The 16,226-nt window shown below is 52.2% G+C and carries 16 protein-coding genes and 1 tRNA gene; 10 read left to right on the top strand and 7 right to left on the bottom strand.

What is annotated here, in order from left to right; all coding sequences use genetic code 11:
- Nucleotides 1-342: 342 nt before the first annotated feature.
- A tRNA-Ser gene (locus ABGA49_RS03280) sits at nt 343-430 on the bottom strand.
- Nucleotides 431-693: 263 nt separating this feature from the next.
- On the opposite strand from ABGA49_RS03280, the gene ghrA reads away from it, so the two are divergent.
- The 6 genes from ghrA (at nt 694) to ymdB (ending at nt 4,717) form a co-directional block, all read left to right on the top strand.
- Complete coding sequence (ghrA, locus tag ABGA49_RS03275; RefSeq protein WP_347665125.1) at nt 694-1,632, top strand: glyoxylate/hydroxypyruvate reductase GhrA; 939 nt, start codon at nt 694-696, stop codon at nt 1,630-1,632.
- Between the two features lie 83 nt (nt 1,633-1,715).
- On the top strand, nt 1,716-2,453 hold the full coding sequence (locus tag ABGA49_RS03270; RefSeq protein ID WP_061494817.1) for a phosphatase: 738 nt from the start codon (nt 1,716-1,718) through the stop codon (nt 2,451-2,453).
- Nucleotides 2,454-2,472: 19 nt separating this feature from the next.
- Complete coding sequence (locus ABGA49_RS03265; RefSeq protein WP_088236550.1) at nt 2,473-3,027, top strand: molecular chaperone; 555 nt, start codon at nt 2,473-2,475, stop codon at nt 3,025-3,027.
- 102 nt (nt 3,028-3,129) lie between these two features.
- Nucleotides 3,130-3,615 carry a DUF1097 domain-containing protein gene (locus ABGA49_RS03260; protein WP_061499963.1) on the top strand — a complete coding sequence of 162 codons (486 nt, stop codon included), beginning with the start codon at nt 3,130-3,132 and terminating at the stop codon, nt 3,613-3,615.
- Between the two features lie 145 nt (nt 3,616-3,760).
- Nucleotides 3,761-4,072 carry a type 1 fimbrial protein gene (locus tag ABGA49_RS03255; protein WP_140418302.1) on the top strand — a complete coding sequence of 104 codons (312 nt, stop codon included), beginning with the start codon at nt 3,761-3,763 and terminating at the stop codon, nt 4,070-4,072.
- A 102-nt stretch (nt 4,073-4,174) separates the two neighbouring features.
- Complete coding sequence (gene ymdB, locus ABGA49_RS03250; RefSeq protein ID WP_061494820.1) at nt 4,175-4,717, top strand: O-acetyl-ADP-ribose deacetylase; 543 nt, start codon at nt 4,175-4,177, stop codon at nt 4,715-4,717.
- A 71-nt stretch (nt 4,718-4,788) separates the two neighbouring features.
- On the opposite strand, the gene mdoC is transcribed toward ymdB, so the two are convergent.
- Nucleotides 4,789-5,937: a glucans biosynthesis protein MdoC gene (gene mdoC / locus ABGA49_RS03245; protein WP_347665124.1), complete on the bottom strand. Its 1,149-nt coding sequence runs from the start codon at nt 5,935-5,937 to the stop codon at nt 4,789-4,791.
- Between the two features lie 272 nt (nt 5,938-6,209).
- Between mdoC and mdoG the strand changes: the two genes are divergently transcribed.
- The 3 genes from mdoG (at nt 6,210) to ABGA49_RS03230 (ending at nt 10,564) form a co-directional block, all read left to right on the top strand.
- The gene (mdoG, locus tag ABGA49_RS03240) at nt 6,210-7,745 is read left to right on the top strand and encodes a glucans biosynthesis protein MdoG (protein WP_088236549.1); all 1,536 of its coding nucleotides are present in this window, start codon (nt 6,210-6,212) and stop codon (nt 7,743-7,745) included.
- Complete coding sequence (mdoH, locus tag ABGA49_RS03235) at nt 7,738-10,266, top strand: glucans biosynthesis glucosyltransferase MdoH (RefSeq protein WP_347665123.1); 2,529 nt, start codon at nt 7,738-7,740, stop codon at nt 10,264-10,266. Before mdoG ends, mdoH begins: the two co-directional genes overlap by 8 nt.
- A 70-nt stretch (nt 10,267-10,336) precedes the next feature.
- On the top strand, nt 10,337-10,564 hold the full coding sequence (locus ABGA49_RS03230) for a YceK/YidQ family lipoprotein (protein ID WP_347665122.1): 228 nt from the start codon (nt 10,337-10,339) through the stop codon (nt 10,562-10,564).
- Here ABGA49_RS03230 and ABGA49_RS03225 read toward each other — a convergent pair whose 3' ends face one another.
- The 3 genes from ABGA49_RS03225 to ABGA49_RS03215 form a co-directional block, all read right to left on the bottom strand.
- The gene (locus tag ABGA49_RS03225) at nt 10,565-10,954 is read right to left on the bottom strand and encodes a MysB family protein (RefSeq protein WP_061494824.1); all 390 of its coding nucleotides are present in this window, start codon (nt 10,952-10,954) and stop codon (nt 10,565-10,567) included.
- Between the two features lie 315 nt (nt 10,955-11,269).
- Nucleotides 11,270-12,532, bottom strand: a complete 1,263-nt coding sequence (mdtG, locus tag ABGA49_RS03220; protein WP_061494826.1) for a multidrug efflux MFS transporter MdtG — start codon at nt 12,530-12,532, stop codon at nt 11,270-11,272.
- 150 nt (nt 12,533-12,682) lie between these two features.
- The gene (locus ABGA49_RS03215) at nt 12,683-13,603 is read right to left on the bottom strand and encodes a Kdo(2)-lipid IV(A) acyltransferase (protein WP_347665121.1); all 921 of its coding nucleotides are present in this window, start codon (nt 13,601-13,603) and stop codon (nt 12,683-12,685) included.
- Between the two features lie 211 nt (nt 13,604-13,814).
- Between ABGA49_RS03215 and ABGA49_RS03210 the strand changes: the two genes are divergently transcribed.
- A complete protein-coding gene (locus ABGA49_RS03210) occupies nt 13,815-14,864 on the top strand; it encodes a rhodanese-related sulfurtransferase (RefSeq protein ID WP_061494828.1) in 1,050 nt (349 codons plus the stop codon).
- Nucleotides 14,865-14,903: 39 nt separating this feature from the next.
- Here the strand turns inward: ABGA49_RS03210 and ABGA49_RS03205 are convergent, their stop codons facing one another.
- Nucleotides 14,904-15,479 (bottom strand): YceI family protein, encoded by a 576-nt coding sequence (locus ABGA49_RS03205; RefSeq protein WP_061494829.1) that lies wholly within the window; start codon nt 15,477-15,479, stop codon nt 14,904-14,906.
- Nucleotide 15,480: 1 nt separating this feature from the next.
- Nucleotides 15,481-16,047: a cytochrome b gene (locus tag ABGA49_RS03200; RefSeq protein ID WP_134318338.1), complete on the bottom strand. Its 567-nt coding sequence runs from the start codon at nt 16,045-16,047 to the stop codon at nt 15,481-15,483.
- Nucleotides 16,048-16,226 lie beyond the last annotated feature (179 nt).

Below are 16,226 nucleotides of genomic sequence, written 5' to 3'. Positions count from 1 at the left end.
GCTTCGCTCGCCCTGCGGGCAGCTTCCTCGCAGGCTCGTCATCTGTCCAACGGGCAGTTGCCCGTTGTCGACCCCCGGTCGGGCGTTCTCATCCCCCCGGTTCGGGAGGATGTAAAAGAAAAAAGCCCGTACTTTCGTACAGGCTCTTATCTGAAATGATGGCGGTGAGGGGGGGATTGACTCGCTTCGCTCGCCCTGCGGGCAGCTTCCTCGCAGGCTCGTCATCTGTCCAACGGGCAGTTGCCCGTTGTCGACCCCCGGTCGGGCGTTCTCATCCCCCCGGTTCGGGAGGATATAAAAGAAAAAAGCCCGTACTTTCGTACAGGCTCTTATCTGAAATGATGGCGGTGAGGGGGGGATTCGAACCCCCGATACGTTGCCGTATACACACTTTCCAGGCGTGCTCCTTCAGCCACTCGGACACCTCACCACATTGTCATCCCGTTATTAACGGGACGGGCGCTAATGTAGGGAAAACCACGAAAGCCGTCAATCTTCTTTTTCAATAAATTAACGCGTTTAGACAAACTTCAAACAACATGCTTCTTAAACATCCTGAAATCGCTTTTTTTCTCGGCACAGGAGTTTCTCCGCGCTGCTCAGGAGAAATTTGTTATGCTGCTTTCCTCATAAAATCATACACAACAGCGCCGCGAATGATGCGGATACCCCACAACATGTTCTGGAGTTGATATGGACATTATCTTTTATCACCCCTCTTTTGATCACCACTACTGGCTGGGCGCAATAAGAAAGGCGTTGCCACAGGCTAACATTCGCGCCTGGACAAAAGGGGATAATGCGCCCGCAGACTATGCGTTGGTTTGGCACCCCCCCGTCGACATGCTAAAAGGGCGCAAACTGAAAGGGGTTTTCGCACTTGGCGCCGGGGTGGATTCTATTCTGGGTCAGCTTAAAGCCCACCCGGAAATGCTGGCAGAATCGATACCGTTGTTTCGGCTGGAAGATACCGGCATGGGCCTGCAGATGCAGGAGTATGCGGTGAGTCAGGTGCTGCATTGGTTCCGTCGCTTTGATGATTACCAGCAATTGAAGCTGCAAGCGAAATGGCAACCGCTTGATGAATATCGACGTGAAGATTTCACCATTGGCATTCTTGGGGCTGGTGTGCTGGGGGGTAAGGTTGCGGAAAGCCTTCTTGCATGGGGGTTCCCACTGCGCTGCTGGAGTCGAAGCCGAAAATCACTGCCCGGTGTAACAAGTTTTGCGGGTGTGGCTGAATTGGGGGATTTTTTGCACGGTACGCGAGTTCTGATTAACCTGCTGCCGAACACACCGGAAACGGCGGGGATCATCAATCATGCGTTGATCGAGCAACTGGCAGACGAAAGTTATGTTATGAACCTGGCGCGTGGCGTCCATCTGGTCGAGAAGGATCTGTTGCAGGCACTGAATAATGGCAAACTGAAAGGGGCAATGCTGGATGTGTTTAATCAGGAGCCGCTACCCGCGAACAATCCGTTATGGGCGCATCCGCGCGTGGCAATGACACCGCATATAGCTGCCGTAACCCGCCCGGACGAGGCGATTGCCTTTATTACGCATACAATCTTGCAACTTGAGCAAGGTCTGCCAGTCACCGGGCTTGTTGATCGGCAGCGCGGCTATTGATGACATACCCGGTAACGCCGGGTTTTCATTAAACTGCATAACGATAACTGCTATCCTTGCAGAAATAACTATCGGAGTGAAACATGTATCCCGTTGACCTGCATATGCATACCGTCGCCAGCACGCACGCTTACAGTACCCTGCATGACTATATTGCCGAAGCGAAACGTAAAGGCATTCGACTCTTTGCCATTACCGACCATGGCCCGGACATGGCGGATGCGCCACATTACTGGCACTTTGTGAATATGCGTATCTGGCCACGTCTGGTGGACGGGGTTGGCATCCTGCGTGGCATTGAGGCCAACATTAAAAACACGGACGGTGAAATTGACTGCAGCGGGCCAATGCTCGCGTCGTTGGATCTGATCATCGCCGGATTCCACGAACCGGTGTTTCCTCCGCAGGATGAAGCGTCGCATACGCAGGCAATGATTGCGACGATGGCCAGTGGTAACGTGCATATTATTAGCCATCCGGGCAACCCGAAATTCCCGGTCGATATTCCGGCGATTGCCGCTGCAGCGGCGAAGTACGACGTGGCGCTGGAAATCAACAACTCTTCGTTTTTACACTCCCGTAAAGGCAGTGAAAAAAACTGCCGTGCGGTTGCGGCGGCCGTACGAGATGCCGGAGGATGGGTCGCGCTCGGTTCAGACTCACATACCGCTTTCACATTGGGTGAGTTTGACGAGTGTCGAAAGATCCTTGATGCGGTGGACTTTCCGGAAGAGCGTATCCTTAATGCCTCTCCTCGCCGTTTACTTAACTTCCTTGAATCGCGCGGAATGGCGCCGATTGCCGAATTTGCTGAACTTTAATACTGACTGGAACAACTGAATGAACGAATTTTCTATCCTTTGCCGGGTGCTCGGCTCGCTGTTTTATCGCCAACCGCAGGATCCGCTGCTGGTGCCGCTGTACACCCTGATCCGTGAAGGAAAACTGGCGGAAAGCTGGCCGCTGGAACAGGATGAACTGCTGGAACGCTTGCAAAAAAACTGCGATATGCAAGCGCTGGCAGCGGATTATAACGCGCTTTTCGTTGGCGAAGAGTGCCGTGTATCGCCGTTTCGCAGCGCCTGGGTTGAAGGGGCGACTGAAGCCGAGATTCGTTCATTTTTGTCGACCCGCGGGATGCCATTAACCGATACCCCAGCTGATCATTTCGGTACGTTATTGCTGGCAGCATCCTGGTTGGAAGACCAGTCGGCTGAAGACGAGAGTGAGGCGCTTGAAACGTTGTTTGCCGACTATCTGCTCCCCTGGTGCGATACCTTCCTTGGCAAGGTGGAAGCGCATGCTTCCACGCCATTCTGGCGTACCATGGCGCCGCTTGCCCGTGATGCGATTGCCGCTATGTGGGAAGAGTTACAGGAAGAATCTGACGAATAATTGTGATTGCTATCACAAAAATATTGCAACGATTACGATTTCGTTTCAAATAACGTGCTGTCTGTCGCATAAGTTTGGTGCGTATTTGTTATGATGCGCGCCATGAACATACTTCTTTCTATCGCATTAACAACAGGGATCCTCTCTGGCCTCTGGGGCTGGGTCGCGGTATCTCTTGGCTTATTAAGCTGGGCAGGGTTCCTCGGTTGTACGGCATATTTTGCCTGTCCACAAGGCGGCATTAAAGGGCTACTCATCTCCGCCTGTACAGTGATGAGCGGCGTGATTTGGGCTCTGGTGATTATTCACGGTGCTGCACTGGCTCCGCATCTTGAAATATTCGGTTATGTGATGACCGGTGCGGTGGCATTTTTGATGTGTATGCAGGCAAAAAGTTTTTTACTCTCCTTTGTGCCTGGAACGTTTATGGGTGCCTGCGCCACCTTTGCCGGCCAGGGTGACTGGCAACTGGTGATGCCGTCGCTGGCTGTGGGTTTACTGTTTGGATATGCGATGAAAAATAGCGGCTTGTGGCTGGCTTCCTGGCGCGCGTCGGTACTTTCCTCAGAAAAATCTTCTTTAAATTAAATATCCCTTCTTTTGGTGTGAATATGAGTTGTTTTAAGCACTTATCTTAAATTCCTCACTGCGTTAGTTTCAAAAAATGTGCAGCTATGTCATCTTAATTCCTGGTCATACCAGTGTGATGAATTGAAGGTGTCCTGAGGTGCTTATGCGTCTTTTTAACCTGTGTATTTTCGCTCTTTCCGGATTTGCTGTTGCCAGTTTTTGTTCTGCTACTCCCTCCGCCGATACGGGGAATATTGCTTTTCGGGGGGCAATTGTCGAAAAGGGGTGCGATATGCAAACTGTACCGCACACACTGGTCATATCCTGTGCGCAAAATACCAAAAAGCCGATCCAGCGTATTGATTTGAATACTATCGTCACAGCACCTCAATCTGTTTCCGTATTCGAAAAAGTGCAGATGCGCTACCTTAACCAACAGCATTCGATGGCGATTATAGCCGTCGCCTACAACTGATTACGCAGGCCAAGGGAAGGATGCGATGCCCGTCATTTCCTCTCAGTCCAGGATACACTTAAGTGTGTGAATGGGTTAGCAGCCGTGAAGGGGGCAAAAAAGATGCAACCACGTGTGCAAGTGCTTCAGGGGGATATCACTACCCTTGATGTCGATGTCATTGTTAATGCGGCAAATCCGTCATTGCTTGGCGGTGGGGGCGTCGATGGCGCGATCCACCGTGCGGCGGGACCAGCTCTGCTGGAAGCGTGCAAACAGGTGCGACAGCAGCAGGGGGAATGTCCTCCCGGGCATGCCGTTATCACCACGGCTGGAAATTTACGCGCGAAAGCTGTGATCCACACGGTAGGGCCGGTCTGGCGGGGAGGAGATGAGCATGAAGCCCGGTTGCTTGAAGATGCCTACCGCAACAGTCTGCAACTGGCCGAAGCGAATGGCTACACGACCATCGCTTTCCCGGCGATCAGTACCGGCGTGTACGGCTACCCGAAAGCGGCGGCCGCAGAGATTGCCGTCAACACGATAACGGATTATCTCACCCGGCATCACCATTTACAGCAGATATACTTTGTTTGCTATGACGATGAAACCACCCATCTTTATCAACGTTTACTTACCCAACTGGGCGATGAGCCGACTGGTTGATCCACCACTTGCCTGCCAGTTCTGTTCGGTGGATTCTGTGGCTGCTTTGAAGACCAAAGCAGCCATCCGGATTATCGTGCCGTGACGTGTTGTTGTGCATTTTTCTCCTGCGGTTTCCCCGAAAAGAGGAAGCGCAGTAGAGGAATACGCAGGTGCATTTCATACAGCAACACCGCGATACCCACCACAAAGACCAACCCGGTAATAAAGCCTAAAAGATTTGACTGAATATGTGGGGTTATCCATGCACCGAATAACAGCGTAAGAGGATGGTGCACCAGATAGATGAACAGCGATGCGTTAACGAAATAAGTCACCCGCGCTGACTGGAAATTCAGCAAGCGATGCCCCAGAGAGAACACGACGTTCACCATCCACAACCCCAGCAACATAGTAATAATGGCTTCGGTTTCATACAGCCAGGCATCGCCGTTACCGTAACGCTGGTTGAGCAAATATGCAGCAAACGCCAGTAATGCTCCTACTGCACACCACGGTGACGGGGTGGTGAATAATGACTTGAGCCGCGGATTGATGAACGTCAGCGCGCCAAGGAGGAAAAATGGAATGTAAAACAGTGACTGCATCACTGCGAAATTAAACAGCGCATCACGCAATAATTCCGGCCAGGCGATAACGATTATTCGGCGCAGCACTGCCCAGACAGTGCCAAACAGCAGAAACCACAGTGAGAGTTTGCCCAGCGAAATAGCGCCCAGGAAGTGTTTCGCATTGTTTTTTATTTTTTTAAACAACCACATGCCGATTGTCGTTAATACAACAAGCACTAATAGAAACCACAAATGGGAGATCAATTCCCAGGAAAGGGTGTTGAATTTGTCATAAGCCGAGAGGGCGTGCCATTCGCTGGTTTTGTCTTTCACATATTGCAACATAATAAATTGTGGCAGCGTTAATAGAGGAATAGCGGTCAGCATGGGAATACCGACGCGTTCAACGCGGAGTGTCCACCAGCGCTGCATCGGATAACGCAAATAAAGCATGTATGAAAAATAACCGGAAATAACGAAGAATACCTGCATGCGGAACGCATGAATGGCGTCGTTGAACAGCGTTAGCCACCACGACGGGTAGACGCTGTTGACATGCCACATATGACTCGAATAAATCAGCGATATGTGGAATGGGATCCCGAGCAGCATCAGCCATGCGCGTATGGAATCAAGGAAATATTCACGTTGTGCAGGGGCTCTGGTCATATAACTCTGTGCATTCTCAGACTTTTCGTCTTATCCATAAGACAAATAATGATTACATTCGCAACTAACCCTACACTACGACCGGGATCCTGTCTCCAGGATAGCTCGCAAAACGATAAAGGGTTAGTTTCAATTGTTTATTCACTGAGCCGGCATGCAGAACAATGCGGGGATTCAGTTGTCGGATTGCGTGAGTTTCCATTAAAATGGATCGGATCGATTTAAGCACACAAAGGGGGAAGTGCTTAGTTATTATGAAACCTAAATTACGAATGATGAAAATGCGTTGGGTAGGTGCAGCGGTACTGTTGTCACTTTATACGTCATCGGGATGGGCTTTTTCTATTGATGATGTCGCAAAACAGGCACAATCCCTGGCCGGCAAAGGCTACGAAGCGCCCAAGAGCAACTTGCCCTCTGTGTTCCGTGAAATGAAATATGCGGACTATCAGCAGATCCAGTTTAACCACGATAAAGCCTACTGGAACGCGACCAACACCCCGTTTAAGCTTGAGTTTTACCACCAGGGTATGTACTTCGACACGCCGGTGACCATCAATGAAGTGACCGCCACCGCCGTACGCCAAATCAAATACAACCCGGACTACTTCAATTTTGGCAATGTCCAGCACGATAAAGACACGGTCAAAGATCTGGGTTTTGCGGGTTTCAAAGTTCTTTACCCCATCAATAATAAAGACAAAAACGATGAAATCGTCAGCATGCTGGGAGCCAGTTACTTCCGCGTGATCGGCGCGGGCCAGGTTTACGGCCTTTCCGCTCGTGGTCTGGCGATTGATACGGCGCTGCCGTCCGGTGAAGAGTTCCCGCGTTTCCGTGAGTTCTGGATCGAGCGTCCGAAGCCGACGGATAAGCGCCTGACTATCTATGCATTGCTGGACTCGCCGCGTGCGACCGGCGCGTATCGTTTTGTGATTATCCCGGGTCGGGATAGCGTGGTTGACGTGCAGTCGAAAGTTTACCTGCGCGATAAAGTCGGCAAACTGGGCGTCGCTCCGCTGACCAGTATGTTCCTCTTTGGGCCTGCTCAGCCGTCGTCCGCCACCAACTATCGTCCTGAATTGCACGACTCTAACGGGTTGTCGATGCTGGCTGGTAATGGCGAATGGATCTGGCGTCCATTGAACAACCCGAAACATCTGGCGGTGAGCAGCTATGCGATGGAAAACCCGCAGGGCTTTGGTCTGCTGCAGCGTGGGCGTCAGTTCTCCCGTTTTGAAGATATTGATGACCGCTACGATCTGCGCCCAAGCGCGTGGGTAACGCCGAAAGGGGAGTGGGGCAAAGGGAAAGTTGAATTGGTTGAAATTCCGACCAACGATGAAACCAACGATAATATCGTCGCTTACTGGACGCCGGACCAACTGCCGGAGCCCGGTAAAGAGATGAACTTCAAATACACCATCACCTTTAGCCGTGACGAAGACAAGCTGCATGCGCCGGATAATGCCTGGGTGCTGCAGACTCGCCGTTCTACGGGGGATGTGAAACAGTCAAATCTTATCCGTCAGCCAGACGGTACCATCGCGTTTGTGGTGGACTTCACTGGCCAGGATATGAAAAAACTGCCGCAAAACACCCCTGTCACTGCGCAAGCCAGCATTGGCGATAACGGCGAGATCGTTGAAAACACCGTTCGCTATAACCCGGTTACGCAAGGTTGGCGTTTGATGCTGCGTGTGAAAGTGAAAGATCCGAAGAAAACGACGGATATGCGTGCAGCGCTGGTCAATGCCGATCAGACCCTGAGTGAAACCTGGAGCTATCAGCTACCTGCCAATGAATAAGATAACTGAGTATATCGACGCGCTGCCGCTTCCGGACGAGAAGAAGGCGGTGTTGCCGACAGACAGTATCCAGCGCGTGCACAGCGCGCTGGACGCGGAACATACGCAATGGGAACGTGAAGATGACACCCCGCTGGGCTCAGTCGCTGCACGTCTGGAAGGCAGTTGGCCAGACTCTTTGGCGCAAGGCCAGTTGATGAAAGATGATGAAGGGCGTGCGCAACTGCAGGCTATGCCGAAGGCAAAACGCTCCTCCATGTTTCCGGACCCCTGGCGTACAAACCCGATTGGCCGTTTTTGGGATCGTCTGCGTGGGCGCGAAGTCGCTCCGCGTTATCTCGCACGTCTGACCAAAGAAGAACAGGCCCACGAACAGAAATGGCGTACGGTAGGTTCTATCCGTCGCTATATTCTGCTGCTGCTGACGTTGTCGCAGACCGTGGTCGCAACCTGGTATATGAAAACGATCCTGCCCTATCAGGGGTGGGCGCTGATTACGCCAACCGATATGGCGGGCCAGGATCTGTGGGTTTCCTTTATGCAGTTACTACCCTATGTGCTGCAAACCGGCATCCTGATCCTGTTCGCGGTGCTGTTCTGCTGGGTTTCTGCGGGGTTCTGGACCGCGTTGATGGGCTTTCTGCAACTGTTGATAGGCCGGGATAAGTACAGCATTTCGGCATCGACCGTTGGCGATGAACCGCTGAATCCGGCGCATCGCACTGCGTTGATTATGCCGATCTGCAACGAGGACGTAGACCGCGTTTTCGCAGGTCTGCGCGCAACGTGGGAGTCGGTGAAAGCGACCGGGCAGCAACAGCACTTCGACGTTTATGTCCTCAGCGACAGCTATAATCCGGATATCTGCGTAGCGGAACAGAAAGCCTGGATGGAGTTGATTGCTGAAGTGCAGGGCGAAGGTCAGATTTTCTACCGTCGCCGTCGCCGTCGCGTGAAACGCAAGAGTGGTAACATTGACGACTTCTGCCGTCGCTGGGGCAGCCAGTATAGCTATATGGTGGTGCTGGATGCTGACTCAGTGATGACAGGCGAGTGTCTGACAGGGTTGGTGCGTCTGATGGAAGCGAACCCAAATGCCGGGATCATCCAGTCTTCGCCGAAAGCCTCCGGTATGGACACGCTCTACGCGCGTTGCCAGCAGTTCGCCACCCGCGTTTACGGGCCGTTGTTTACTGCGGGTTTGCACTTCTGGCAGTTGGGGGAATCGCACTACTGGGGCCATAACGCCATTATCCGTGTGAAACCCTTTATTGAGCACTGCGCGTTGGCGCCGCTGCCTGGTGAAGGTTCTTTTGCCGGTTCCATTCTGTCACACGACTTTGTAGAAGCAGCGTTGATGCGCCGTGCAGGATGGGGCGTATGGATCGCCTATGATCTGCCGGGCTCGTATGAAGAGTTGCCGCCAAACCTGCTGGATGAGCTGAAACGCGATCGCCGCTGGTGCCACGGTAACCTGATGAACTTCCGCCTGTTCTTGGTAAAAGGGATGCACCCGGTGCACCGCGCTGTGTTCCTGACCGGCGTAATGTCTTATCTTTCTGCGCCGCTGTGGTTTATGTTCCTGGCGCTTTCCACGGCGCTGCAGGTGGTGCATGCCCTGACCGAACCACAGTACTTCCTGCAGCCACGCCAGCTTTTCCCGGTATGGCCGCAGTGGCGTCCGGAGCTGGCCATCGCGCTTTTCGCGTCGACCATGGTACTGCTGTTCCTGCCGAAGTTGCTGAGTATCATTCTGGTGTGGTGCAAAGGGCCAAAAGAGTTCGGTGGTTTCATTCGCGTTACGCTTTCATTGCTGCTTGAAGTGCTGTTCTCCGTGCTGCTGGCGCCGGTGCGCATGCTGTTCCACACCGTGTTTGTGGTTAGCGCGTTCCTGGGCTGGGAAGTGGTATGGAACTCACCACAGCGCGATGATGACTCTACCCCGTGGGGCGAAGCCTTTATGCGCCATGGTTCGCAGTTGCTGCTGGGGTTGGTATGGGCAGTGGGCATGGCCTGGCTGGATTTGCGCTTCCTGTTCTGGCTGGCGCCGATAGTCTTCTCGCTGATCCTGTCGCCGTTTGTATCGGTTATTTCCAGCCGCTCAACGATCGGTTTGCGCACCAAACGCTGGAAGCTGTTCCTGATCCCGGAAGAGTATTCACCGCCTAAAGTGCTGGTGGACACTGATGCATATCTGGAACTGAACCGTTCACGCTCGCTGGATGATGGGTTTATGCATGCGGTATTTAACCCGTCCTTCAATGCGCTGGCAACAGCGATGGCGACAGCGCGTCACCGCGCAAGCCATGTGCTGGAAATCGCCCGCGATCGTCATGTTGAACAGGCGCTGAATGAAACGCCGGAGAAACTGAACCGCGATCGTCGTTTGGTGCTGCTGAGTGACCCGGTTACACTGTCGCGGATGCATTATCGCGTATGGTCAGCCCCGGAGAGATATTTATCCTGGGTTAACTATTACGAGACGCTGAAGCTTAATCCGCAGGCACTGAAGGCGAAGTAAGCCGACAACAATGAAAATACCGGCCTGAGTGCCGGTATTTTTTTATCCATACGATGAGAGGGGGGGACAGGTGAAAGTGATATTGGTCGTTGTGATGGCATGTTTGCTGAGCGCGTGCGGTAGCATCATCAGCCGGACGATCCCCGGGCAGGGCCATGGAAATCAATACTACCCGGGTGTTAAATGGGACGTCCGTGACTCCGCGTGGCGTTATATTACCGTGCTGGACTTACCCTTCTCGCTGGTATTCGATACCTTATTGCTACCTATAGACGCCCATCACGGTCCGTACGAGTAATCAGCGCTCGTCCCATTCATCGGCAGCGGTCTGTCCCTCCTCTGTATCGAGTGGGGGCTCAAGCTGAAACTCTCCTTCGTCCCATTCGTGCAGGGTATTCTCCTCCAGCCACTCCTGGCTTATTTCTATTTCATCATATTCGCCATCAAATACGCTTTGTGCTGCCTCGCCACTGAACATGGGCAAACATTCACCTGGTTCTTCTTCATCGGCAAAAAATTCAGCCTGCCATGCGATATCGCCGTCCTGCAGAATGTATTTCTGCACATTGAATTGCTGGACGTTCGCCTCTTCCTCATCCAGCTCCGGATTACTGGCGAGGAATTCTTCACGGGCAGCATCAATTGCTTCAGAGAGCGTCGAGTAAAAATTGAGGTTGGAATCGGCCATATCTAACTCCTTAGCGAGAGGAAAAAAGGTATGCAGAAACCTATAGACGCTGGTATTGAGAGCGTCAAATCGCGAGTTGAGTTATCCGTAACGAATGTAAGGTGTCAGGACAAAAAGAAATGTTACACCCCCCTGAAAAACAGTGCGTCTGATGGTCAGTGGGTGAATTTTCACGCCGGCGTTCTGCTGAATTATCGGGCTTTCAGCCACCTCACGTTTTCCTGAATATGCGTCATCCGCCTGATTCGATGCGTATTTTTTGTATGCTGCATCAGACAGCATTCAGACACATGTCCCTTGTGTCGCGGCAGGGATTTAATCGTCAGTTGGCAGTGTTTGCTGTACTCGCGGGCGTTCACTCTCCACGGTGGTGGAACGGGGCGGGCGTTGCAGACTGAACCACGAATAGAGGGCATTAAACAGAACGACACCTGCCGTCACACAGAACACCGCGCGGAAGCTGAAACTGGCGGAAATGGCCGCACCTACCAGTGGGCCGGTGACATTACCGATATCACGAAATGACTGGTTATAACTAAAAATACGCCCGGCTATCTGATTGGTGGAGTTATACACCAGCAGAGTCTGCACGGCGGGTAACAGTGCGCCGTCCGCTGCCCCGAGTAAAAAGCGCAACACACCCAGTTGCCACGGTGTTTGTACCAGCGACATGGGTAGTAGCAGCAGCACCGAAATCACCAGTGCAGCAACCAGGATCTTCTCCGGGCCAATCTTATCGCCCAGTTTCCCCAGGCGAGGTGCGCTGAGCAGGGCCGCAACACCGGGCACGGAGGCAATCATCCCACTGATAAACGCAATGTTGCTAACGTTGCCCGCCAGTTCACGCACATAAAGCGTCAGAATGGGGGCAATCGAGCCGGTGGCAACCTGGATAATCATGGTAGTGATAAACAGGCTTAACACCAGTTTCGGGTTTTTGAGCGAAGCAAAAACATCTCTGGCGTGCAGCATTTCGCGTTTTGCCACCGGGACGAAATTTTCGCGAATATAACAAAGCGTCAGTAGAAAACAGATAAACAGCACCGAGGCGGTGATAAAAAAGACCATTCGCAGGCCCCACGAATCCGCCAGCAGTCCGCCGGCAAGTGGCCCGAGCAGCGCGCCTGCCACACCACCGGTGGAAAGTGTACCGAGCGCCCAGCCACTTTTATTACGTGGAATTTGCGTTGCGATGAGCGCATTGGCATTAGGAATAAAGCCGCCCAGTAAACCGAGCATGGCGCGCAGGATGAGGAACTGCCAGACGTTTTGCGCAAGCCCCATTAACGCCATGACGATTGCCATACCGAGCGCGGAACGCAGCAGCATAATTTTGCGACCCTTACGGTCGGCAAGCCCTCCCCAGAATGGAGAGGCAATAGCGGAAAACAGAAACGTGATGCTGAAAACCAACCCGGACCACATGTTCAGCGCACTGTGACCCGTCACCCCCAACAGCTCGACATATAGCGGTAAGAATGGCATCACCAGGCTAAATGCAGCGCCGGTAAGGAAACACCCAAACCAGGCGACAGTCAGGTTACGTTTCCAGTTTATCGGGACATCAGAGGATGGCATAACGATCCGTAACGGCGTTGATTCAACGCACACAATAGGGTTTGAAATTGGTAAGCACGCTAATTATGCGCCTGCGGGATGGTCACTGCAATGTGCGGCAGGACTTATGTGTGACAAAAGAAAACAGCCCGCTTAGCGGGCTGTTTGCGATCAGTAGCGGGATGGAACGCCTTCCGGGCGGGTTTTAAAGCGGCGGTGCAGCCACATATATTGTTCGGGTGCCATCATAATGCAGCGCTCTACAACCTTATTCATCCATGCGGCGGTGGTTTGTGCATCGTCGAGAGGAGGGGAGCATTCTGGCTCCAGTATGATTAACTCATAGCCTTTGCCGTCCGGTTTACGACGCGGAACAAATGGCGCGATACACGCTTGCGACATACGTGCCAGCATCCAGGTACCAGAGGTCGAGGCTGCTTGTTCGACGGCGAAGAAAGGGGCAAATACGCTGGCGCGCGGGCCGTAGTCATGATCAGGCGCATACCAGACGACTTCCCCGGATTTTAGCGCGCGGATCATGCCCTTGAGATCCTTTCGGTCGAGCATGCTCTTGTTGGAACGCATGCGCCCCCGGGTTTGCAGCCAGTCGATAAGCGCGTTATCGTTCGGTCGGTAAACACCAATGCCGGGTTCATTCATACCGAACATGCGCGCGCCGATTTCCAGCGTTAAGAAATGGACACCGATCAGCAAAATGCCGCGCTCTTGCGCCTGCACGTTACGAATGTGTTCAAAGCCGGAGACATCCATCCAGCGTGCCATCCGATTGTCGGACCAGAACCAGGCAATACCGGTTTCCATCACTCCCATGCCGACGGAGAGGAAATTCTCGTCCACCAGTTTTGCGCGCTCTGCGTCACTCATGTGCGGAAAACAGAGCTCAAGATTACGTTGTGCAATCAATACACGGCGCTTCATCGTGCGTTTTGCCAGGCGGCCGATACCGCAGCCAAGACGATAAATCACGGGATAAGGGAGCTGAACGACTAACCACAGTACTCCGATGCCCAGCCAGGTTAGCCAGTAGCGGGGATGCAGAAGCGCTGCTGAGAACTTGGGTAAATGCGTCATGTTTGTCCTTTTTTAAGCAACAATTCCCTGTATTGTCTCATTTTTTTGGAATTAGCCAAAATCAGAGCGCACATAACGCCTGTTTTTGGGGGTAACTGTTGAAATGTGGTAATGAGAATGAGGAAAATGTAGCGCAAAATGTAAGGATGTAAATTATCCGTATTTGCTTTATGATGCCGCCGTTTTTTCACTCTTGCAGGACACGTACACCATGCCAGTGTTACACAACCGCATCTCCAATGATGAATTAAAAGCCCGCATGCTTGCTGAAACCGAGCCGCGCGTCACCGTTTCGTTTTATAAGTATTTTTCTATCATCAACCCGCAGGCCACGCGCGATGCGTTATATCAGGCATTTACACGATTGAGCGTTTTCGGTCGTGTTTACCTGGCGCATGAAGGTATCAATGCGCAAATCAGTGTGCCACAAAGCCGTTTTGCCGCATTCCGCGACTTCCTCTATGCCTTTGATCCTGCGCTCGACGGGCTGCGGATGAACAAGGCAATTGATGATGACGGCAAATCTTTTTGGGTGCTGCGCATGAAAGTGCGTGACCGGATTGTCGCAGACGGTATTGATGATGACAGCTTCGATGCCAGTGATGTGGGTGATTATCTGAAAGCGGCGGAAGTGAACGCAATGCTGGACGATCCTGAGGCGATTTTTATCGATATGCGTAACCACTACGAATATGAAGTCGGGCACTTTGATGGTGCGCTTGAGATCCCTGCCGATACGTTCCGCGAGCAGTTGCCGAAAGCAGTAGAGATGATGCAGGAGCACAAAGATAAAAAAATTGTGATGTATTGCACCGGCGGCATCCGTTGTGAAAAAGCCAGCGCCTGGATGAAGCACAACGGATTCAACAAAGTGTGGCATATCGAAGGCGGTATTATCGAGTATGCGCGCCGGGCCCGTGAACAGGGGTTGCCGGTGCGTTTCATCGGTAAAAACTTCGTCTTTGACGAGCGCATGGGGGAGCGCATTTCGGAGGATGTGATTGCCCATTGCCACCAGTGCGGCGCACCCTGCGACTCTCATACCAATTGCCTGAACGACGGTTGTCACCTGCTGTTTATCCAGTGCCCGGCCTGTGCGGAAAAATTCGACGGGTGCTGCAGTGAATTGTGTAAGGAAGAGCGCAAACTGCCGGAAGAAGAGCAGCGTAAGCGCCGCGCGGGCCGTGAAAATGGTAATAAGATTTTCAATAAATCCCGTGGTCGTCTGAACACTAAACTGGGCATTCCGGATCCGGAATAAGCCTGATGCGGAGAGGGCGAGCCGCCCTCTCCGGGGTCATTACTTCTGACGAACGCCTTCAACAGAGATAATCAGCTCAACATCTTGCGATGCCGGGCCTAAGTCGGTGGTGATGTTAAAATCTTTCAGCTTAATTTTCCCCGCTGCTTCAAAACCTGCTCGCACGCCGCCCCATGGATCGTTACCCTGACCCATCAGTTTTGCCTCCAGCGTGACGGGTTTTGTTACCCCGTTCAGGGTGAGATTACCGGTAATGTCGAGACCGTCGCCATCTTTCTTCACTTCTGTCGAAGTAAACGTCGCTTGCGGGAATTTAGCCACATTCAGAAATTCCGCACTACGCAGGTGCTTATCGCGTTCGGCGTGGTTAGTATCCACACTATTGGTATTGATGGTGACGTTAACTTTATCCGCTGAAGGATTTGCCTCATCAAAGCTAAAGGTGCCGTCGAAATCTTTGAATGTCCCGTATAACCAGCTATATCCCAAATGCTGAATACGGAAATTAACAAAGGCGTGTTGACCTTCTTTGTCAATTTTATAGTCTGCTGCCACTGCGGAACCGGTGACAAATAACAGCGAGGCGAGTGTAAGTCCCGGCAGGATTTTCTTCATATTATGCTCCAGAGTCAGATGACGATTTTCCCAGCATGCGCTTGAGAGTGGCGTCTTTATCGATGAAATGGTGTTTTAACGCAGCAAGTCCGTGTAAAACAGAGAACACGACAACGCTCCATGCCAGCCACAGGTGAACCGTACCGGCCAGGTCTGCTTGTACGCCTGCATCGGCCAGGGTTGCCGGAATCTCAAACAAGCCGAAGACGCTGATGGGTTTACCGTCAGCCGTTGAAATCAGGTAACCGCTCACAATGATGCCAAGCAGCAACAGGTAGAGCGCGATATGCGCGATTGCAGCGCTGATGCGTGTCAGAGGCGAATAGGTAGCAAGCGCAGGCGGGGGCGGCGAGATAAAACGCCAGACAATGCGCACCACTAATCCCAGCATCAGGAGCACACCGATGCTTTTATGAAGCTCGGGTGCCTGATGATACCAGCCGTCGTAGTAGCTCAATGTGACCATCCATAAGCCCAGCGCAAACATGCCATAAACCACGACAGCGACCAACCAGTGCAGGGCAACGGAAATAACGCCATAGCGAGATGGGGTATTACGCAATTGCATAATTGTTAACCGAAGTTAATAGGGAGTTAATTTAAAATGGCGTGAGTTAAATAATATTGCAACTGAAAATCGATGAATTGAATTGCTATTTTTTCTATATCATTTTTTTTGAATAAGAACAGGTTGATATATTCAATCGGTTAGAGAAAAAATAACCATCCATTCTGATGGGTGTCAGA

Origin of the sequence: Kosakonia sp. WA-90 (assembly GCF_039871955.1) — a bacterium.
In the GTDB taxonomy this organism is placed as follows: Bacteria; Pseudomonadota; Gammaproteobacteria; order Enterobacterales; family Enterobacteriaceae; genus Kosakonia; species Kosakonia oryzendophytica.
Note: the sequence above shows the minus strand (reverse complement) of the source record. Positions and strands in the feature narration are given on the sequence as shown.